Origin of the sequence: Paracoccus pacificus, assembly GCF_042680785.1 — a bacterium.
Lineage (GTDB): Bacteria > Pseudomonadota > Alphaproteobacteria > Rhodobacterales > Rhodobacteraceae > Paracoccus > Paracoccus pacificus.
In genome coordinates, this window is the sequence record NZ_JBHUEN010000032.1 from 45,187 (window position 1) to 64,745 (window position 19,559).

A 19,559-nucleotide genomic window follows, 5' to 3' on the forward strand; every position below is an offset into this window, starting at 1 on the left:
GCATGACCCAGCCGATCCTTCTGACCTGCGGCGATCCCGCCGGGGTCGGGCCGGAACTGGCGCTGACGGCGCGCAGATCGGTCGGGGCGGCGGTTCCGGTCGTCTGGCTGGGCGATCCGCGCCACCTGCCCCCGGGCACGCCGTGGATCCAGATCGACGCCCCCGAGGCCGCCGCCGGGGTTCCGGCCGACCGGCTGGCCGTCCTGCGGCACGATTTCCCCGCGCCCGCCGTGGCCGGCCGTCCCGATCCGGCCAATGCCCCCGGCGTGGTCGCGGTGATCCGGCGCGCGGTCGACCTTGCGCAGGCGGGACGGATCGCGGCGATCACCACCGCGCCGATCAGCAAGGAAATCCTGAAACAGGGCGCGAATTTCGCCTTTCCCGGCCATACCGAATATCTCGCCCATCTGGCCGGGGTCGGCGAGGTGGCGATGATGCTGGCCTCGACCACGGTGACGCCGCCGCTGCGCTCGGTTCCCGCAACCATCCATATCGCGCTGGACGAGGTGCCGGGCAGTTTCACCCCCGAGGTGCTGGAATCCGCCATCCGCCTGACCCATGCCGCGCTGATCCGCGATTTCGGCATCGCCACCCCGCGCATCGCCATCGCCGGGCTGAACCCCCATGCCGGCGAGAACGGCGTGATGGGCTTTGACGAACAGCGCTGGATCGCGCCGCTGGTCGCGCGGCTGGCCGCGGCGGGACTGGGCTGTTTTGGCCCCCTGCCCGCCGACACTATGTTCCATGCCCCGGCCCGCGCGCGCTATGACGCGGCGGTCTGCGCCTATCACGATCAGGCGCTGATCCCGATCAAGACGCTGGATTTCGCGGGCGGGGTCAATGTGACGCTGGGCCTGCCGTTTATCCGCACCTCGCCCGATCACGGCACCGCCTTCGACATCGCCGGGCGCGGGGTGGCCGATCCGGACAGCACCATCGCCGCGCTGCGCATGGCCGCCGGGATGGTCAAGGCCCGCGCGGGATGAGCGCGATCGACGGCCTGCCACCGCTGCGCGAGGTGATCGCGCGGCATGACCTGCGGGCGAAAAAGCAGCTTGGGCAGAATTTCCTGCTGGACCTGAACCTGACCGCGCGGATCGCGCGGGCGGCGGGCAGTCTTGCCGATCATGACGTGCTGGAGATCGGCCCCGGTCCCGGCGGCCTGACCCGGGGCCTGCTGGCCGAAGGCGCGCGGCATGTGCTCGCCATCGAAAAGGACGCCCGCGCCCTGCCGGCGCTGGCCGAGATCGCGGCGGCCTATCCGGGCCGGCTGACGGTGCTGAACGGCGATGCGCTGGAAATCGACCCGCTGGCGCATCTGACCCCGCCGATCCGGGTGGCCGCGAACCTGCCCTATAATGTCGGCACCGAGCTTTTGATCCGCTGGCTGACGCCGCCCGAATGGCCGCCGTTCTGGGACAGCCTGACGCTCATGTTCCAGAAAGAGGTGGCCGAGCGTATCGTCGCCCGCCCCGGCACCGGCGCCTATGGCCGGCTGGCGATACTGGCGCAGTGGCGCACGGATGCGCGGATCGTGCTGACCCTGCCGCCCGATGCTTTCGTGCCGCCGCCCAAGGTCCATTCGTCGGTCGTTCACCTGACCGCATTGCCGGAACCGCGCTTTCCGGCCCGCGCCGAAACCCTGTCCCGGGTCGTCGCGGCGGGCTTCAACCAGCGCCGCAAGATGCTGCGTTCCGCGTTGAAGGGTCTTGGCCCCGATATCGAGGATCTGCTACTGCGCGCGGGCATTCCCCCCACCGCCCGGGCCGAGGAAATCGAGCTGGAGCGGTTCTGCGCGCTGGCCCGGGAACTGGACGCGAGCGAGGCGGGTTCTGGATCCAAGTTTGTTTAGGAGAGTTATGATGAAATCCACGTTAGCCATTGCCGCGCTGTCCATGCTTCTGGCCCAGCCGGTCCTTGCCCAAAGCGCCGGCCAGGAACTGCCGGCCGACCTGCTCAAGGCGATCAAGGGCCAGATCGACCAGTGCCGCTATGCCGGCGGCAACCCGCTGCCGCATCCGGGGTTCGTGACCACGGGCGACATCAACGGCGATGGCCGCACCGATTACCTGACCGACAGCGCCCGCTTTGAATGCCAGGGCTACCCGGGATATTTCTGCCAGCAGGGCGGTTGCGACGTGGCGCTGTATCTGACCGGGCCCGAGGGGCTGAAGCGCGCTTGGCAAGGCAAGGGCACTCAGCCCAGGTTCGAGGGCAACAGCTTCAGCTATCGCGATCCGTCGGGCGCGACCAAGCGCCTGAACATGCGTTAAGCGCCGACCGGCCCCACGGGGCGAAAAGTGGTGAACCACGGTGAAACGCCGTGATCATCCGACCCGATCGGCAACTGGGTCGATAACCGCCGGGTCGGGTGCGATCCGGCGGTTTCGGTTTATCCACCCCCGAAAGACAACGCCCGCCGGTCAAAGGGCAGACGCGGGGATCGGTGAAGTTGCCCCCGTTCGCCGCCCGTTTCCGGTGGCGGAAATGAAAAAGGGCGCCCCCGGTCCCGGGGGCGCCCTTTCGATTGACTGCGATGGCGTGGTTCAGCCGCCCGGCGCCGTGTCCGGTTTGGCGGTCTCGGCCGCTGCGGCATCGGATGATTTTCTGGACGATCTTCTGGGCGGTTTTTCAGCCGATGCTTCGCCGGCCGCCTCGGTTTTCGGCTTCGGCGGACGGCCACGGCGGCGGGGCGCCGGTGCGGCGTCGGACGGCGCGGCGGTTTCCGGCGTCGCGATCGGCCCGGTCTCGCCGGCGTCATCGTTCACCGCCAAAGGCAGCGGATCGGCGGCGGCCGGCGTCGGCTGAGCCGAGGCGGGTTGCGCAAAGGTGGGTTGTGCGAAGGCCGGCAATCCCAGACCGGGCTGCGACGCCCCTTCCTCGGCCGCCTGTCCGCGCCAGTCCTGCCGGGGCTGCTGGTCGCCCCGCGCGCTGTCAACCCGTGCGCTGTCACCGCGCGGATAGTCGCCACGCGAACTGTCCGGGCGTGCATTATCGGGGCGTGCATTATCCGACCGTGCATTCTCCGAACGGTTCCCGTCATGGCGCGCATATTCGCCGCGATTGCCGTCGGCGCGCGAATCCTCGCCGCGCGCGCGCTGATTGCCGCGATTGTCGCGTTCCTGCCGAGGCGCGTTGTTGTTGCCGTTCTGGCCGTCGCGCATGTCGCGATATTGCGGATGCTGGTTCTGCTGGCCACGGTCGTCGCCACCGCCCGGCTGCTGGTCGTCGCCTTCGCCGGTTCGCCAGTCGTTGCGGTTCTGGCGCTCGGCCTGCTCACGGGCCTGCTCGCGCTGCGCCTCGCCCAGCATGCGGGTGTAGTGTTCGGCATGTTGCAGAAAGTTCTGCTCGGCCACGCGGTCGTTCGAAAGCTGGGCGTCACGCGCCAGCGTAAGGTATTTTTCGATGATCTGCTGCGGAGTGCCGCGCACCTTGCCCTCGGGACCCGAGGAATCGAAGACGCGATTGACCACATTGCCCAGCGAACGTTGGCGGTTCTGCTTAGAGCGCGAACGGGATTTGGATGATCTCATTAGAATGTCTGCATTCGTCCCGTGTTGGGATGTTGGCTTGGTCCGGCCTTGCGCATGATATGCGCTATATCCCGGTACCGGCGGGCTGTCGCCCCGTCACTGATAACCGCGATCTTTCGGCTGAACCGCGCAGGCGACTTTTTCGAGGCACCCGTCACGAGGGTTGAGATAACCATGGTTTTGAAATCTGACAAGCCAAAATATGCGTGAAAACCGCCAAAACGGCGTTTTATGCCCGATTCAGCCGCCAAACCGGCCCAAAACAACGCGATCCCGCCCATCCAGATCGGCGATGACCCGCAGCGCGCCGAAGCCGGCATCGCCGAAGAACGCCGTCACCGCGGCCGCCTGCGTCGGACCTGTTTCGACCGCAAGATGGCCGCCCGGGGTCAGATGCGCCGCCGCCCCCGCCACGATGGCGCGATAGGCGCCCAGCCCGTCGCCGCCGTCAGTCAGCGCCGCCGCCGGTTCCCAGTCGCGCACCTCGGGCGCCAGCCCGGCCATTTCCCCGGCCGCGATATAGGGCGGGTTCGAGACGATCAGATCGAACCGTTCCGCCACGCCCGCGAACCAGTCGCCGACAATGACCCGTGCCTCGACCCCGATCCGGGCGGCGTTTTCCCGCGCCACCGCGGCGGCGGCCGGGGAAATGTCAATGCCGAGCCCCCGCGCATCCGGCCGCTCGGCAAGAAGCGAGATCAGGATCGCGCCGGTGCCGGTGCCAAGGTCCAGCACGGTCTGCCAAGGCAAATCCAGCGCCGCCTGCACCAGGGTTTCGGTCTCGGGGCGCGGATCCAGCGTGTCGCGGGTGACGCGGAACCGGTGCTTCCAGAAATCGCGGCCGCCGATGATCTGGCTGACCGGCTGGCGCGCCGCGCGGGCGGTCAGCGCCGCCTGCCACGCGGCATCATCGGCCGCATGTTCCGCCAGGCGGCGGGCGTCGCCCAGCGGATCGGCGACGGCCGCCGCGCGCAAGCTTGCCGCGGCCAGCCGCAGCGCCTGCGGGTCGGGACGAAAACCGCCGCTCATGCCGCCACCTTCATGCCGCCACCTTCATGTCACCGCCCTCATGCCGCCACCTTCATGCGCCCGCCCTCATCCAACCGTGCCCATGCGCGCGCCGCCATGCGGCCACGCCCATGGCGAAATGCCCATGCCGGGCCGCTCAACCCTCAGCCTCGGCCAGCCGCGCGGCCTGATCATGGGCGGTCAGCGCGTCGATGATCTCGGTCAGATCGCCCGCCATCACCCGGTCCAGCGCATAAAGCGTCAGGTTGATGCGATGATCGGTCATCCGCCCCTGCGGGAAGTTATAGGTCCGTATCCGTTCACTGCGATCGCCGCTGCCGACCTGCGACCGGCGGTCGGCGGCGCGCGCGGCATCGGCGCGGCCGCGTTCCAGATCGTAAAGCCGCGCCCGCAGCACGGCCATGGCGTTGGCGCGGTTCTGATGCTGCGATTTCTCGGACGAGGTGACCACGATCCCGGTCGGAAGGTGGGTGATCCGCACCGCCGAGTCGGTGGTGTTCACATGCTGCCCCCCCGCCCCCGACGAACGCATGGTGTCGATGCGGATGTCGCTGGCGGGAATGTCGATGTCGACATCCTCGGCCTCGGGCAGGACGGCGACGGTGGCGGCGCTGGTGTGGATGCGGCCGCCCGATTCGGTTTCCGGCACGCGCTGAACGCGGTGGACGCCGGATTCGTATTTCAGCCGCGCGAACACCCCCTCGCCCTCGATCCGGGCGACGGCCTCCTTGACGCCGCCAAGCTCGGTCTCGGACAGCTCCAGCATCTGGAACCGCCAGCCCTGCGCCTCGGCATAGCGGCGGTACATGGCCAGCAGATCGCCGGCGAAAAGCGCCGCCTCCTCGCCCCCCGTACCCGGGCGGATCTCGAGGATGGCGGGGCGGGCGTCGGCCGCATCGCGGGGCAAAAGCGCCAGCCGCAGGGCCTGCTCCAGATCCGGCATGGCGAGTTTGAGCCGGTTGAGTTCCTCTTCGGCCAAATCGCGCATTTCCGGATCGGCCAGCATCGCCTGCGCCTCGGCCATGCCGCTGCGGGCGGCGCGCCATTCGGCGATCTGCGCGACGACGGGCTTCAGCTCGGCATATTCGCGGCTGACGGCGGCGATTTCGTCGGGGTTCGCGGCGCCGGCGTTCAGCCGCGCTTCGAGATATTCGAAACGCTGGACGATCTGGATCAGGCGTTCTTCTGGCAACATGGCTAGGGATGTGCCCCGGCTGGGGCGGGCGGTCAATAGGCAGGCGTCCGCCCCCGGCGCCAGGCGCGATTTCGCCCGGCCTTTTCGCCGCCCGCCGGTTCCGCTAGCCAGCGGATATGCGCGAATCGACCACATCCGCCCCGGGGGTCCCGGGCCAGTCCAACCCGAGTCAGGCTGACCCAAGGCTGGCTGACCCAAGACTGGCCGACCCCAGACTCGTCCGGCGCGGATTGGTGCTGGTCTTCGTCATCCTGTTTCTGGACGTCATCGGAATCGCCATCATCATGCCGGTGCTGCCGGCGCTGCTGCGCGATCTGACCGGCGACGACATCAGCGCGGCCGCCGTGGATGGCGGCTGGCTGCTGCTGATCTACGCGGCGATGCAATTCCTGTTCGCACCGGTCATCGGCAATCTCAGCGACCGCTTCGGCCGCCGTCCGATCCTGCTGATCTCGATCCTGACCTTCGCCATCGACAACCTGATCTGCGCCGCCGCGACGACGCTTTGGATGCTGTACGCGGGCCGCGCGCTGGCGGGGATTTCGGGCGGCAGCTATGCGACCTGTTCGGCCTATATCGCCGACATCAGCGACGACACCAACCGCGCCCGCAATTTCGGCCTGATCGGGGTGGCGTTCGGCGTCGGCTTCACCGTCGGCCCGGTCATCGGCGGTTTGCTGGGCGAGTTCGGCCCCCGCGTTCCGTTTCTGGGTGCGGGCCTGTTGTCGCTGGCGAATTTCATCGCCTCGTGGTTCCTGCTGCCGGAAACGCTTGCGCCCCATAACCGCCGCCGGTTCGAATGGCGGCGCGCCAATCCCTTGGGCGCATTGCGCCAGATGCGCCACTATGCCGGCATCGGCTGGATCATGGCGGTCCTGTCGATGTACTGGCTGGCGCATGCGGTCTATCCCTCGGTCTGGTCCTTCGTCACCGCCTATCGCTATCGGTGGAGCGAGGCGCAGATCGGCCTTTCGCTGGGGGTCTACGGCATCTGTGCGGCGCTGGTCATGCTGCTGATCCTGCCGCGCATCATCCCGGTGCTGGGCGAATGGCGCGCGGCGCTGCTGGGCATGCTCAGTTCGGCCGCCGGGCTGTTCGCGCTTGGCCTCGCGTGGGAGGGGTGGTTGATCTATGCCATCATCATGGCCTCGGCGCTGGAATCGATCGCCGATCCGCCGCTGCGCAGCCTTGCCTCGGCCCGCGTCCCGCCCTCGGCGCAGGGCGAGTTGCAGGGCGCCATGACCAGCCTGTCCAGCCTGACCACGATCATCGGCCCCTTGCTGTTCACGCAGGCGTTCTTCCGCTTCTCGGGACCCGAGGCCGTGGCCGAGTTTCCCGGCGCGCCATTCGTTCTGGCGGCGCTGTTCATGCTGATCGCGATCGTGATCTTCGCGCGCCGGGTGCGCTAGCTAGCGCCGGGTCCAGCCGTAAAGGCAGATCAGTTCCATGGCGACATGGGCGCCGGCGATCGCCGTGGCGCCGGTGGTGTCATAGGGGGGCGAGACCTCGACCACATCGCCGCCGATCAGGTTGATCCCGGCCAGCCCGCGCAGGATCGCCGCCGCCTGCCAGCTTGCCAGCCCGCCCCAGACCGGGGTGCCGGTGCCGGGCGCGAAAGCCGGGTCCAGACAGTCGATGTCGAAGGTGACATAGCAGGGCCGGTCCCCGACGACCGCGCGGATCCGCGCGACCGTCGCATCGACCCCGTCGCGGTGCACCGACGGCGCGTCCAGTATCGTCACCCCCAGCGTGTCCGGGTTGTCGGTCCGGATCCCGACCGAGACGACCTGATCCGCCTTGACAACACCTTGCCGTATCGCCTTGTAAAGAAAAGTCCCGTGGTCGATGCGGCTGTCATCGTCATCGGCCCATGTGTCGCTGTGGGCGTCGAACTGGATCAGCGCCACGGGGCCATGTTTTTCGGTCACCGCGCGCAGGATCGGCAGGGTGATGAAATGATCGCCGCCCAGTGTCACCACGCCGGTCCCGCCGGCGATGATCCCGGCGATATGCTGGCGGATGCGTTCCGGGACGCCGGCGACATTGGCATAGTCAAAGGCCATGTCGCCGTAATCGACGATGGCCAATTGCTCCAGCGGGTTGAAGCCCCAGCCATAGGGCGCGTCAAAGGGTTGCAGCGCCGAGGCCTCGCGGATCGCCCGGGGCCCGAAGCGGGTGCCGGGCCGATGGGTCACGGCCTGATCGAAGGGAATGCCGGTGATCGCCAGATCGACCCCGGCCAGATCCTTGGCATAGCGCCGCCGCAGAAAGCTGGTCGCCCCGCCAAAGGCGTTCTCATAGCTCAGCCCGCGCAGATCGCTGCGGGTAAATGCCTGATCCACCTGTTTGCTTGCATCCTCAAGCGCCATGCCATGCCTCATATTCCCCTGATCGGGTGCAGAATGCCCCCGCCGCGCCACGCCGACAACCGCAACTTCGCGAAACGGCGCATCGGAAGCCCGGCGCGCAAAACCGGCGATGGCACCCGCCGCCTTTTGCCGGAATGAACGCGATCGCAAGGGGACGCCGCCGCCACAGGCGAGTTCCAAGCGACGCGGGCGCATGTTCCGGCCGCGATTCGCCTTGCAATCGCGGCAATTGCCGTTATAAGGCCGCATCCTTCCGCAATCATGCGAAACTGGCGCGGCCTCTCGTGGCGGGGCGCGGAAGGTTTTACCCGCCTATGAAGCGCGCCCGAGACGAAAGGAATGCCCATGCCGCTTTACGAGCATGTGCTGATCGCCCGTCAGGACCTGTCGAATGCGCAGGCCGAAGGGCTGGTCGAACAGTTTTCCAACGTGCTGAAGGAAAACGGCGGTTCGATCAAGGACAGCGAATACTGGGGCGTGCGCACGCTCGCCTACAAGATCAACAAGAACCGCAAGGGCCATTATGCGCTGGTGCGTTCGGACGCGCCCTCGGCCGCCGTGCAGGAGATGGAGCGTCTGGCCCGTCTGCATGACGACGTGATGCGGGTTCTGTCGATCAAGGTCGACGAGCACAAGGAAGGCCCGTCGGTCCAGATGCAGAAACGCGACGAGCGTGAGCGTGGCGACCGCGGCGAACGTTCGGATCGTGGTGACCGGGGCGATCGCGGCGACCGTGGTGATCGTGGCGAACGCCGCGAACGTCGCGACGACCGCTGAGACAGGAAAGGACATCCATCATGGCAAACAAACCGTTCTTCCGCCGTCGCAAGGTCGATCCGTTCGGTGGCGACAATGCCCCGGCGATCGACTATAAGGATACCCGCCTGCTGCAGCGCTATATCAGCGAACGCGGCAAGATCGTGCCGTCGCGGATCACCGCCGTTTCGGCCAAGAACCAGCGCAAGCTGGCTCAGGCGATCAAGCGTGCCCGCTTCCTGGCACTCTTGCCCTATGCGGTGAAGTGAGGATCTGACCAATGCAAGTCATTCTTCTGGAACGTGTGGCCAAGCTGGGCCAGATGGGCGAAGTGGTGAAGGTCAAAGAGGGCTTCGCCCGCAACTTCCTGCTGCCCCAGGGCAAGGCGCTGCGCGCCAACGATGCCAACATCAAGGCGTTCGAGGCGCAAAAAGCGCAGCTCGAGGCCCGCAACCTTGAAAGCCGCGGCGAAGCGCAAAAGCTGGCCGACAAGCTGGACGGCCAGGTTTTCGTGGTCATCCGCTCGGCCTCGGACAGCGGTGCGCTTTACGGTTCGGTCACGCCGCGCGATGCGGCCGAAGCCGCGACCGCCGACGGTTTCACCGTCGACAAGCGCCAGATCATTCTGAACGCGCCGATCAAGGAACTGGGCCTGCACATGCTGCGCGTCCACCTGCACCCCGAGGTTGAGGCCGAAATCACGCTGAACGTCGCCCGTTCGGCCGAAGAGGCCGAGCTTCAGGCGTCGGGCAAGTCGATTCAGGAACTCGCCGCCGAGGCCGATGCCGAAGCCGAATTCGAGATTGCCGGCCTGTTCGACGACATCGGCGCCGCCGGCCGCGACGAAGACGGCGCCCCGATTCAGGACGATCGGGAATAAGCGCCGCCGGGGTTTTCCCGGTCACGCAGAAACGAAAGGCCGCGCTGGTGTCAGCGCGGCCTTTTTCATTGGCTCCGGTTTCATTGGCTCCGGGGTGGCGCGGGGCGGTTTTATCGGTCGATTTTCGTCGGGGGCTGGCGAGCCGCATGGCGCGGGGCGCGGCCGCCGCGCGGCTAAAGGTGCCGCAGGACAAAATCGGCCCGCGCCGCGATCGGCGCCCGGGGCAGTTCGACGATCTGATAGCCAAGCCGCGCATAGGTGTCGCGCATGACCTTTTCGGTCGCCACGGCCTCGGCCCGGTTCTGCTTACGCTCGGCATCGGTCGCGAAAATGGCATCCCAGTGGGGGGCAAGAAAGACGCGGCGGTTATAGGCGCAGCCTTCCGCCGCCGCCCGGACATGCGCCGGAACCGACAGGCCGCACAGCGTCAGATAACCGACAATATCGGGAATGCCGCGATCCATCAGGACCGGCCCCGCCAGCGCCCCGGCCGCGCGGTGCGACCGCATGTCCCATGCCAGCATCAATTCCGCGAACAGCGCCCGATCCGCCCATGGCAGGGCGTGGCCGCCGATCCTGACCTGATCCTGAATGATCGCCCGCCCGGCCTCGGGCATGGCGGACAGGCCCTGCCGCGACAACGCATTGATCAGGCTGGTTTTACCCGCACCGGGGGCGCCGGTGACGACGAACAAACGGTCACTCATGTGACATCCTTGCGGTGATCTGACTGGGAAATCGGCGCCCCGCCCGCCCGGCGGATTTGCGGGCGTTGGCTGGCGCCCGTAAACGCTATCCGCTGCCGGGCGGGATCGCAAGCGGCCCGGCGCGGCTTGTGGCCCGGTCGGGCGTCAATTGTTATCCGCCCGCGTCGGAACATTCCTTCGCCGTCCGGTGTTTAAGGCTAAACGCCTTGCCGCGAAAGGAATGCCGGATGAGCGACCGCGACGAATATCTTGACGATGCCCATAAGCCCCAAAACTCTGAGCAACAGACCACGGGGCGCCAGCCCAAAGCCCGCGATCTGGATCCCGAGGTCTCGCCCTATAACGCCCAGCGGATCATCCCGCACGGCGATGTGTCGCTTGACGGCCGCGCGGCCTATCCCTCGCCGTCGCTCAGCTCAAAAATCATCGTCTGGGGCGGTCTGGCGGTCGGGGTCGCGGGGTTGACGGCGGCCAGCGTGATGGCGGCGCGCGGCGTGGCCCATCTGATCGCCGGCGACGATGACGACAAGGACGATGCCCGGCCGATGCGCCGGACCGCGCGCCGCCGCCCGGGTCAGCCGATGCGCCCCCGCGCCCGTGTCACCGCGATGGAGGGAAGCCGGGGCTTCGCCGAGTTTCAGCATCAGGTGGACGAGATGACCGGCGCCGAGGGGCCGCCGCGCCCGCAAAGGCCGCGCCGCCCCGCCCGCCGCCGTCCGCAACCCCGTCAGGCCGGCATGATGGAGAATGTCAGCGACGGCTTCGGGCGTCTGGCCTCGACCATCAGCGGCGCCATCGCCGGGCTGCAATATGTCGCCCGCGAGGCCGGCGGCCTGATCAGCAGCTTTGCGGATACCGCCGACAATCTGCGGGGTGTCTTTCGCCGCGACGGATCAAGATCGGGCGAGAATGCCGACGACCCCCGCGCCTCGGCCGGGTCCGCGCAAAAAGATCCCGACGCCCTGCGCCGGCACCGGCTTTAGCGCCGCTGCGCCCGATGCGCCGCCCGGGCGCCACGCCAGCACGGCGCCCCGGCGGCTTTCGCCCGATGTCATGGCCGAAAACCTCATGACCGAAAGCGATATGGTTGATAACGACGGATCACCCGCCCGCCTGTCCGCTACCCGGTCCGGGCCTCATCCCGGCCCCACCTCCGGTCCAACCTCTGGCGCGGGATCACCCGGCGTCATGGACGCGCTGTTCGGGCCGCTGCCCAAGGATCTGCGTGTCACCCCGCGCAATCCGGCAGCGACCGCGCCGCCGCCCCTGTCGTCGCTGGGGCGCGGCGATTGGGTGCAGATCCTGAAACGGGTCTGGGCCGGGATCGGCGAGGATCGGGTCACCGCCGTTGCGGGCGGCGTCACCTTTTTCGCGCTTCTGGCGCTTTTCCCGGCGATCACGGCGCTGGTATCCATCTATGGGCTTTTCGCCAGCCCCGCGGGGATCGAACAGGACCTGGAGAAGCTGAGCCGCCTGCTGCCGCAGGACGCGATCCGGATCATCAGCGACCAGATCGTAAGCATCACCAGCGCGCCCAGCTCGGCACTGTCATTCGCGACGGTGCTTGGCATCCTGCTGGCGCTTTATTCCGCGACCGGTGGGATTAAGGCGATCATCGGGGCGCTGAATGTCGCGGGCTACCGGACCGAGGGCCGGAACTTTCTGTGGCTGAACCTTCAGGCGCTGGCCTTTACGCTGGGCGGCATCATTCTGGTCATCGGGCTGATTTTCCTGATCGCGGTGATCCCGGTGATCCTGGGTTTTCTGCGGCTGGGAGAGTTGGGCGCCTGGCTGATCTGGGCCGGGCGCTGGCCGCTGGCGCTGGCGGTTCTGGTGGCGGTGCTGGCGGCGCTTTACCGCTGGGGGCCAAGTCCTGACGACCGCCCGTTTCATCCGGTCCTGCCGGGTGCAATCGTGGCGGCGATCGGTCTGGTCGCGGCATCCATGCTGTTTTCGTGGTACGCGGCGAATTTCGCCGGTTACAACAAGACCTATGGCGCGCTGGGTGCGGTCATCGCGCTGATGATGTGGCTGTGGATCGCGGCCATCGTGGTCATGGTCGGGGCCGAACTGAACAGCGCGATCGAAAAGCAGCTTGGCGGCGGCGACAGCGGCCGGCCGCTTAACAAGGTCGGGCGCGACGATTCCGCCCCGTGACGCCGGCGCCGGATTGGCATATGGGTTGGCCGTAACCGGCCCGAGGGATCCGACGTGCCATGACGACCTATGTCTATCTGCTGACAGCCATTCTCGCCGAAGTCATCGGAACCAGCTTTCTGCAACGAAGCGAACAGTTTACGCGGCTGTGGCCGACGCTGATCATGGCGCTTAGCTATGCGGTGGCGTTCTGGCTTTTGTCGCTGACGCTGCGCACCGTGCCGCTTGGCATCGCCTATGCGATCTGGTCGGGCCTCGGCATCGTGCTGGTGTCGCTTGCCGGGCTGGTGTTCTTTCAGCAGCGTCTGGATCTGCCGGCGATCATCGGGCTGGCGATGATCGTGGGCGGGGTGCTGGTGGTGAACCTGTTCTCGAACTCGGTCACGCATTAGGGCGGCCCGCGTTACAGAAAGCCGATCCAGCGGCCCGCGACCAGCACCGACAGCCACAGCAGCGCCGACAGCGCGGCCATCAACCGAACCGCAGGCGCGATCCGCCGCCCCGCCCGCGCCGCCTTCCAGCCGGGGCTGAAATGCAGCGCCGCCAGATTGGCCAGCGCCGCCCCGATCAGCAGCAGCTTGATGCGGAAGGCGGGGTTCTTCAGGTATTCGGGCGGATCGACGCTGAACAGCCACAGCCCGGTCAGGATCGCCAGCCCAAGCCCCAGCCCGGCGCTGCGCGACAGCCACGGTCCCAGCACCCCCAGCGGCCCCGACAGAAGCCCGGCCAGCCGCAGGTCAAGCGGCAGGATCGCCCCCAGCAGAAGCCCGATCCCGAGGATATGACTGGCGTTCAAAAGCAGGTAGGCGACGGGATTCGCGCGCACCAGTTCGGCGCCGGGCCAGCCGGCCAGAAGCTCGATCATCGCCCGCTCAGCGCCGCACCCGGTCCGGGTAGATGTCATAGGTCACGTCGCGGACCCTGATCTGCACCGCCTTCATCAGCCGCTGTTCCGGGTCTTTCGAGCGGTTGCCGATCAGCCAGACCGCGTCACCGGGCGCGGCCGATTCCGCCGTCCAGCCCGACCGCGCCGTGGCGCCGGGATTGGACAGGTCGACCTGCCAGACCGTGCCCTCGGCATCCTCGACCATCAGACTGGGATGGGGCGGGTTCATCGACACCTCGCGGACGGTGCCGGTCAGTTCGGTCTGCTCCTCGACCGCCCAGGACCAGCCATGATGCGCCAGCGCCGGGCCGGCCGCGAGGATCATGGCAACGCCGAGGGCAAGGACAGGACGGCGCGGAATGACGGGCATGATCAATCCCCTTGATGAATGACGGCGTAATCTTCGCACCAGCCTAGCACCCGCGCCGGCCGCCGCCGATCACCATCGGTTGAGCGGACGGAAAAGGCCGCCCCCGTCGGGGCGGCCTTTCCGAATCGTCGGGCGTGATCGCCGCAGAAGGCCGGATAAGGCCCGCGCCACTGGCGGCGATCACATCGCAATCAGGCCTCGTCCAGCGCCTCGACCGCCTTTTGCAGATCTTCGTGCGAGACGGTCTTGTCGGTGACTTTGGCGCCCGAAACGATGTGGTCGATCACCTTGTCCTCGAAGATCGGGGCGCGCAGCTGCTGCTGAATCTGCGGGTTCTGCTGCACGTATTCAAAGAACGCACGCTCTTGCCCCGGATAGTTTCGCGCCTGTTGCAGGACCGCCTGGGTCATTTCCTGATCCGAGACATTGACCTCGGCCTTCTGGCCAAGATCGGCCAGAACCAGACCCAGACGCACCCGGCGCTCGGCCAGCTTGCGATGCTCGTCGGTCGGCTCGATATGGGCGTGGTCATGGCCGTGGTGGTCGGCGTTTTCCTCGTGCCACAATTGATGCGCGATCTGGGCGGCCTCGGCCTCGACCAGCGATTCCGGCAGGTCAAAGGAATACAGGCCGTCAAGCTGATCCAGAAGACCACGCTTCAGCACCGCGCGGGCCGCGCCCTGATATTCGGCGCTCAGACGCTCGGCGATCTGGGATTTCAGGCCGGCCAGATCCTCGGCGCCGAAACGCTTGGCCAGTTCGTCGTCGATCTCGGCCGGTTTGGGGGATTTCACCGCCTTGACGGTGGTCGAGAAAACCGCGTCCTTGCCGGCCAGATGCGCGGCACCGTATTCGTCCGGGAAGGTCACCTTCACCTCGACCTCATCACCGGCCTTGGCGCCGATAAGCTGATCCTCGAAGCCGGGGATGAAGCTGCCCGAACCCAGCACCAGCGGGTAATCCTCGGCCGCGCCGCCCTCGAAGGGCTCGCCATCGACCGAGCCTTTGAAGTCGATCACGACCTGATCGTCCTTCGCCGCCTTGGCGCCTTTTTTCTTGTCGTCATAGGAAACCGCGTTCTTCGCCAGATTCTCCAGCGCCTCGTCGACGGCCTTGTCGTCGGTCTTGACCACCAGACGCTCCAGCTTCAGGCCGGACAGGTCGGCTTCGGGAATGGCGGGCAGGTTTTCATAGCTGACGTTGACGACGACATCGTCGCCCTCTTTCCAGGTCTCGCCGCCTTCCATTTCGACCTTCGGCTGAACCGCCGGGCGGTCGCCGGATTTCTCCATGTGATCGCGCAGCGCGCCGTCGATGGCTTCCTGCATCGCGTCGCCCAGAACGCGGGGGCCGAACTGTTTCTTCAGCAGCGCCATCGGCACCTTGCCCTTGCGGAAGCCCTTCATCTCGACTTCGGGCTGAGCTTCCAGCAGCTTTTCATCGACCTTGGCTGCAAGATCGGCGGCGGGCAGGGTGAACTGGTAGCCGCGCTTCAGCCCGTCGTTCAGGGTTTCCTTGACCTGCATTCTTGTCCTCACACGGTTCGGGGCCACCGAATCCCGGCAGCCTGAAAATCTGAGCCTATCTAGTCAGGGGGGGCGCGGGGCGCAAGTCGATAGGCAAAATCCCGGCGCGCGTGCCCTGCCCGGCTTTGGCCCGACCCGTCCGGGCGGCAGCCCATGGATCGGCGTCGAAGTGGTGCGGGTGGAGGGACTTGAACCCCCACGCCTTGCGGCGCCAGAACCTAAATCTGGTGCGTCTGCCAATTTCGCCACACCCGCAACGGCGGCGCTTCTAGCAAACCATATGGGCGGTTGCGAGAGGGAATTACACCGCCAGATCACGAAAAACGCCCGGGATCTGATCGGGCAGGTCGTCGGCGATCAGGCCGGGGCCGAAGCGGCGGGCAGCGGCGGCGTGGAGTGCCGTGGCATTCGCCGCGAATTGAAAGGCTGTGCTGTATGAAACGGCATATTCCGGCGGATTACGCGCCAGCAGCCCGGTGATCAGCCCCGCCAGCACATCGCCTGACCCCGCCGTGGCCAGCCACGGAACGTCATAGGCCGAGTGAATCTCGGCCCGGCCATCCGGCCCGGCGATGACAGTATCGGGGCCTTTCAGCAGCACCACGGCCCCACAACGCGCCGAGGCCTGTCGCGCGGCGTCCAGCTTGGAATAGGCGGGGCCGCGTTCGGGCAGTTCGGCCAAACGTTCGGCCAGATCGGGGAACAACCGCGCGAACTCTCCCGCGTGGGGCGTGAGGACGCAGTTCTTATGCAAGCCCGGCAACAAATCGGGCTTCCCCGCCAAAGCGGTCAGCGCGTCGGCATCAAGAACGCAATGACGGCCGGATTCCAGAACGGCGGGCAGCAATGCCCCCGCCCGATCCACGCCACAGCCCGGACCGATACACAGCGCCGAGATGCGCTTGTCCGTCAGCATCTCGGCCAAGGTCGCCGCATCATCCACGGCGCGCCGCATCAGCGCATCGGGCGGCCCCGAATGTTCGATCAGCGCCGATTTCGGCGGGCAAAGCGTCACCAGCCCAGCCCCAACCCGCAGCGCCGCGCGCGCCGACAGACGCGCAGCACCACCATGGCCAATGCCTCCGGCGATGATCAGGGCGTGGCCGTGGTCGAATTTGTGCGAAAAGGCATGCTTCGCGAAATCACTGGCGCGTACCGAAACCGCCCTCGTAAAATCGCCCACATGATCCGAACGGCTCTGAAACAAGCCAATATCCGCTACGACCAACGCGCCACATAGCTCGGGCCCATCACCGATCACATGCCCGATTTTTGGCCGATGAAAGGTAACGGTCATATCATATTCGAGCCACGGCATTACCTCGCGGCTGAGTACGCGGCCACTGTCAGCGCACAGAAAGCTGGGCACATCCACAGCTACCAGCCGATCTATGGTCGTCGCGCTTTTGCCGCCGAAAACATTGTTCACGGCGGCATAGATATCGTCGAAATAATCACAAAATGCGTCGACTGGCCGCGACAGCCCGATCCCGAACAGCGCATCGACAAGCACATCCGCCTTGAAACGTTGCTGAACGTCCAGATCAAGCGGATAAACCTTACCAATCTTACACCAGCGATCATAGTTGAGGCGCGCATCAGCGGGCAGGCGATCAGCATCTCCGTAAAACTCGACCGTCGTTTCCCAGCCAAGCCCGGCCAACAGCCGCGCAATGACAAAACCATCGCCGCCGTTGTTTCCCGGCCCGCACAGCACCGTCGCGCGCCACGGAAATTTCTCAGGGCGTTCCGCATACTCGGGCCATTTCGCCAGAATCGCGTCCACCACCGCCGCCCCTGCCCGCTCCATCAGTTCCAGCCCCGTCACCTTGCCGCTGTCGATCGCGGCGGATTCGATGGCGCGCATTTGGGCTGTGGTCAGGATTTCGGTTCCGCCTAGCATTGTCTCTGCCTAATTATGCGCCATAATGCCTAAATAACGTGCAACCGCCCCCGACCTTGCGCCTGTGGCCGCCGCAATCGGGATTGGCGCATGGACGCCCCCGATCAAACCAGCCAATCAGAGCGCAGGCAAGCCGCGAGGGAAGGATCAAGGCCGATGAAAAAGATCGAGGCGATCATCAAGCCGTTCAAACTGGATGACGTGAAAGAGGCCCTGCAAGAGGTTGGCGTTCAGGGTCTCAGCGTGACCGAGGTCAAGGGTTTCGGCCGTCAGAAGGGACATACCGAGCTTTACCGCGGCGCCGAATATGTCGTCGATTTCCTGCCCAAGGTTAAGATCGAACTGGTGCTGGCCGACGATCAGGTCGATTCCGCCGTCGAGGCGATCATCAACGCCGCCCGCACCGAAAAGATCGGCGACGGCAAGATTTTCATTCTGCCGGTGGAACAGGCTATCCGCATCCGCACCGGCGAGACCGGCGACGAGGCGGTCTGAACCAACGGAAATACTCAAAACACAAGATCATCGCCGGCCGGGCACAGCCCGCGCCGGATTACCTGAAGGAAGGAAGATATGAAGGTCAAAGAGGTTCTGGATCTGATGAAGGATGAAGGCGTCGAATATGTCGATGTTCGCTTCACCGATCCGCGCGGCAAGCTGCAGCACGTGACCTTGGTCGCCGATCTGGTGGACGAGGATTTCTTCGAGGAAGGCTTCATGTTCGACGGCTCGTCGATCGCGGGTTGGAAATCCATCGACCAGTCGGACATGAAGCTGATCGCCGATCCGGCATCGGTCTATATCGACCCGTTCTATGCCGAAAAGACGCTTTGCGTGCATTGCAACGTGGCCGAACCCGACACTGGCGAGCCCTATTCCCGCGACCCGCGCGGCACCGCCGTCAAGGCCGAGGCCTATCTGAAATCCTCGGGGATCGGCGATACGGCCTATTTCGGCCCGGAAGCCGAGTTCTTCATCTTTGACGACGTGCGCTATTCGGTGACGCCGCAGAAGGTCGGCTATCAGATCGACGCGGTCGATGCGGCGTGGAACACCGACACCGAATATGAAATGGGCAACCTTGGCCACCGCGCCATGCACAAGGGCGGCTATTTCCCGGTGAACCCGATCGACGCCGGTCAGGACATCCGCGGCGAGATGCTGTCGACGATGAAGCGCATGGGCATCAAGGTCGACAAGCATCACCACGAGGTCGCGACCTGCCAGCACGAGCTGGGGATGATCTTCGGCGGGCTGGTCGAACAGGCCGACAACATCCAGAAATACAAATACGTCATCCACAACGTCGCCGCCGCCTATGGCAAGACGGTGACCTTCATGCCGAAGCCGATGAAGGGCGACAACGGCTCGGGGATGCATGTCAACATGTCGATCTGGAAGGGCGGCAAGCCCTTGTTCGCGGGCGATAAATACGCCGATCTGTCGCAAGAGGCGCTGTATTTCATCGGCGGTATCCTGAAGCACGCCAAGGCGCTGAACGCGCTGACCAACCCGGCGACCAACAGCTATAAGCGGCTGATCCCCGGCTTCGAGGCGCCGGTGCTGCGCGCCTATTCGGCCCGCAACCGCTCGGGCTGCGTGCGGATTCCGTGGACCGAAAGCCCGAAAGCCAAGCGCGTCGAGGCGCGTTTCCCCGACCCCTCGGCCAACCCCTATCTGGCCTTCGCCGCGCTGCTGATGGCCGGCATCGACGGGATCAAGAACAAGATCGACCCTGGCCCGGCGTCGGACAAGGACCTGTACGATCTGCCGCCCGAGGAACTGGCCGAGATCCCGACCGTCTGCGGATCCCTGCGCGAGGCGCTGGAAGAGCTTGAGAAGGACATGGACTTCCTGCTTGCGGGCGACGTGTTCACCCGCGACCAGCTTGAGGGCTACATCAAGCTGAAATGGGAAGAAGTCTACGCCTATGAGCATACGCCTCATCCGATCGAATATCAGATGTATTACAGCTGCTGACGGGCTTTCGCCCCATCACGGGCAACAGGCAGGCGTCCCCGCAAGGGCGCCTGTTTGCATTCGGCGACGGGGGGTGCCCTTTTGATATGCCGAGTCCGCAAGTCGCGGTGGTCTGCTTTGCGGATTTTGCTGCCATTCGCCTTTTCAGTATGACTGTTTTCCAGCCACAAGATGATAAAAAGGGTTCGCTATGGGAACTTGGGGTGTCAACGGCGGCGTAAAACCCAGCCACTGGGCGGCGCAAAAGTCGGCCACCCTTGCGCGCGGC

The 19,559-nt window shown here is 66.0% G+C and carries 21 protein-coding genes and 1 tRNA gene; 12 read left to right on the forward strand and 10 right to left on the reverse strand.

The genetic code is table 11. The features are described from left to right. Window positions 1-2 precede the first annotated feature (2 nt). Genes pdxA through ACFSCT_RS11750 form a run of 3 tightly spaced genes read left to right on the forward strand, consistent with a single transcriptional unit; the run spans window position 3 to window position 2,273 of the window. Window positions 3-986 carry a 4-hydroxythreonine-4-phosphate dehydrogenase PdxA gene (gene pdxA, locus ACFSCT_RS11740; protein ID WP_379142970.1) on the forward strand — a complete coding sequence of 328 codons (984 nt, stop codon included), beginning with the start codon at window positions 3-5 and terminating at the stop codon, window positions 984-986. Continuing rightward, window positions 983-1,852 (forward strand): 16S rRNA (adenine(1518)-N(6)/adenine(1519)-N(6))-dimethyltransferase RsmA, encoded by an 870-nt coding sequence (rsmA, locus tag ACFSCT_RS11745; protein ID WP_379142971.1) that lies wholly within the window; start codon window positions 983-985, stop codon window positions 1,850-1,852. Before pdxA ends, rsmA begins: the two co-directional genes overlap by 4 nt. Before the next feature lie 10 nt (window positions 1,853-1,862). Beyond that, window positions 1,863-2,273, forward strand: a complete 411-nt coding sequence (locus ACFSCT_RS11750) for a hypothetical protein (RefSeq protein WP_379142973.1) — start codon at window positions 1,863-1,865, stop codon at window positions 2,271-2,273. A gap of 273 nt (window positions 2,274-2,546) precedes the next feature. Here ACFSCT_RS11750 and ACFSCT_RS11755 read toward each other — a convergent pair whose 3' ends face one another. The 3 genes from ACFSCT_RS11755 to prfA all read right to left on the reverse strand — a co-directional run bounded on the left by ACFSCT_RS11755 (window position 2,547) and on the right by prfA (window position 5,757). Continuing rightward, window positions 2,547-3,533 (reverse strand): DUF4167 domain-containing protein, encoded by a 987-nt coding sequence (locus tag ACFSCT_RS11755; RefSeq protein ID WP_379142974.1) that lies wholly within the window; start codon window positions 3,531-3,533, stop codon window positions 2,547-2,549. Between the two features lie 240 nt (window positions 3,534-3,773). After that, window positions 3,774-4,562 (reverse strand): peptide chain release factor N(5)-glutamine methyltransferase, encoded by a 789-nt coding sequence (gene prmC / locus ACFSCT_RS11760; RefSeq protein ID WP_379142976.1) that lies wholly within the window; start codon window positions 4,560-4,562, stop codon window positions 3,774-3,776. 136 nt (window positions 4,563-4,698) lie between these two features. Further along, entirely contained in the window at window positions 4,699-5,757 is a 1,059-nt protein-coding gene (gene prfA, locus ACFSCT_RS11765) for a peptide chain release factor 1 (RefSeq protein WP_379142978.1), read from the reverse strand. Window positions 5,758-5,873: 116 nt separating this feature from the next. Between prfA and ACFSCT_RS11770 the strand changes: the two genes are divergently transcribed. Continuing rightward, window positions 5,874-7,166 carry a TCR/Tet family MFS transporter gene (locus tag ACFSCT_RS11770; protein WP_379142980.1) on the forward strand — a complete coding sequence of 431 codons (1,293 nt, stop codon included), beginning with the start codon at window positions 5,874-5,876 and terminating at the stop codon, window positions 7,164-7,166. Here ACFSCT_RS11770 and speB read toward each other — a convergent pair whose 3' ends face one another. Then, complete coding sequence (speB, locus tag ACFSCT_RS11775) at window positions 7,167-8,126, reverse strand: agmatinase (RefSeq protein WP_379142982.1); 960 nt, start codon at window positions 8,124-8,126, stop codon at window positions 7,167-7,169. A 345-nt stretch (window positions 8,127-8,471) separates the two neighbouring features. Here speB and rpsF point away from each other — a divergent pair, with 345 nt between their 5' ends. Genes rpsF through rplI form a run of 3 tightly spaced genes read left to right on the forward strand, consistent with a single transcriptional unit; the run spans window position 8,472 to window position 9,762 of the window. Beyond that, window positions 8,472-8,903 (forward strand): 30S ribosomal protein S6, encoded by a 432-nt coding sequence (rpsF, locus tag ACFSCT_RS11780; RefSeq protein ID WP_379142983.1) that lies wholly within the window; start codon window positions 8,472-8,474, stop codon window positions 8,901-8,903. 20 nt (window positions 8,904-8,923) lie between these two features. Next, window positions 8,924-9,151 carry a 30S ribosomal protein S18 gene (gene rpsR / locus ACFSCT_RS11785; RefSeq protein ID WP_379142985.1) on the forward strand — a complete coding sequence of 76 codons (228 nt, stop codon included), beginning with the start codon at window positions 8,924-8,926 and terminating at the stop codon, window positions 9,149-9,151. 11 nt (window positions 9,152-9,162) lie between these two features. Further along, on the forward strand, window positions 9,163-9,762 hold the full coding sequence (gene rplI, locus ACFSCT_RS11790) for a 50S ribosomal protein L9 (protein ID WP_379142987.1): 600 nt from the start codon (window positions 9,163-9,165) through the stop codon (window positions 9,760-9,762). A gap of 173 nt (window positions 9,763-9,935) precedes the next feature. On the opposite strand, the gene ACFSCT_RS11795 is transcribed toward rplI, so the two are convergent. Continuing rightward, a complete protein-coding gene (locus ACFSCT_RS11795) occupies window positions 9,936-10,469 on the reverse strand; it encodes an AAA family ATPase (RefSeq protein ID WP_379142989.1) in 534 nt (177 codons plus the stop codon). A gap of 227 nt (window positions 10,470-10,696) precedes the next feature. Between ACFSCT_RS11795 and ACFSCT_RS11800 the strand changes: the two genes are divergently transcribed. From ACFSCT_RS11800 to ACFSCT_RS11810, 3 genes are all read left to right on the forward strand, one after another. Beyond that, the gene (locus tag ACFSCT_RS11800) at window positions 10,697-11,452 is read left to right on the forward strand and encodes a hypothetical protein (RefSeq protein ID WP_379142991.1); all 756 of its coding nucleotides are present in this window, start codon (window positions 10,697-10,699) and stop codon (window positions 11,450-11,452) included. Between the two features lie 205 nt (window positions 11,453-11,657). Next, window positions 11,658-12,626, forward strand: a complete 969-nt coding sequence (locus tag ACFSCT_RS11805) for a YihY/virulence factor BrkB family protein (RefSeq protein ID WP_379142993.1) — start codon at window positions 11,658-11,660, stop codon at window positions 12,624-12,626. Window positions 12,627-12,685: 59 nt separating this feature from the next. Then, a complete protein-coding gene (locus ACFSCT_RS11810; RefSeq protein WP_379142995.1) occupies window positions 12,686-13,018 on the forward strand; it encodes an SMR family transporter in 333 nt (110 codons plus the stop codon). Window positions 13,019-13,029: 11 nt separating this feature from the next. Here ACFSCT_RS11810 and ACFSCT_RS11815 read toward each other — a convergent pair whose 3' ends face one another. The 5 genes from ACFSCT_RS11815 to ACFSCT_RS11835 all read right to left on the reverse strand — a co-directional run bounded on the left by ACFSCT_RS11815 (window position 13,030) and on the right by ACFSCT_RS11835 (window position 17,311). Next, window positions 13,030-13,491 carry a DUF2214 domain-containing protein gene (locus ACFSCT_RS11815; protein WP_379142997.1) on the reverse strand — a complete coding sequence of 154 codons (462 nt, stop codon included), beginning with the start codon at window positions 13,489-13,491 and terminating at the stop codon, window positions 13,030-13,032. Between the two features lie 7 nt (window positions 13,492-13,498). After that, window positions 13,499-13,882 (reverse strand): DUF6152 family protein, encoded by a 384-nt coding sequence (locus tag ACFSCT_RS11820; RefSeq protein WP_379142998.1) that lies wholly within the window; start codon window positions 13,880-13,882, stop codon window positions 13,499-13,501. Between the two features lie 191 nt (window positions 13,883-14,073). Further along, window positions 14,074-15,408 carry a trigger factor gene (gene tig / locus ACFSCT_RS11825; RefSeq protein ID WP_379142999.1) on the reverse strand — a complete coding sequence of 445 codons (1,335 nt, stop codon included), beginning with the start codon at window positions 15,406-15,408 and terminating at the stop codon, window positions 14,074-14,076. 170 nt (window positions 15,409-15,578) lie between these two features. Beyond that, a tRNA-Leu gene (locus tag ACFSCT_RS11830) sits at window positions 15,579-15,663 on the reverse strand. Window positions 15,664-15,709: 46 nt separating this feature from the next. Continuing rightward, complete coding sequence (locus ACFSCT_RS11835; RefSeq protein WP_379143001.1) at window positions 15,710-17,311, reverse strand: NAD(P)H-hydrate dehydratase; 1,602 nt, start codon at window positions 17,309-17,311, stop codon at window positions 15,710-15,712. A gap of 156 nt (window positions 17,312-17,467) precedes the next feature. Between ACFSCT_RS11835 and ACFSCT_RS11840 the strand changes: the two genes are divergently transcribed. Further along, window positions 17,468-17,806, forward strand: coding sequence for a P-II family nitrogen regulator (locus tag ACFSCT_RS11840; protein WP_379143002.1), 339 nt, complete (start codon window positions 17,468-17,470; stop codon window positions 17,804-17,806). A gap of 78 nt (window positions 17,807-17,884) precedes the next feature. Further along, window positions 17,885-19,291, forward strand: coding sequence for a type I glutamate--ammonia ligase (gene glnA / locus ACFSCT_RS11845; RefSeq protein WP_379143003.1), 1,407 nt, complete (start codon window positions 17,885-17,887; stop codon window positions 19,289-19,291). Window positions 19,292-19,559 lie beyond the last annotated feature (268 nt).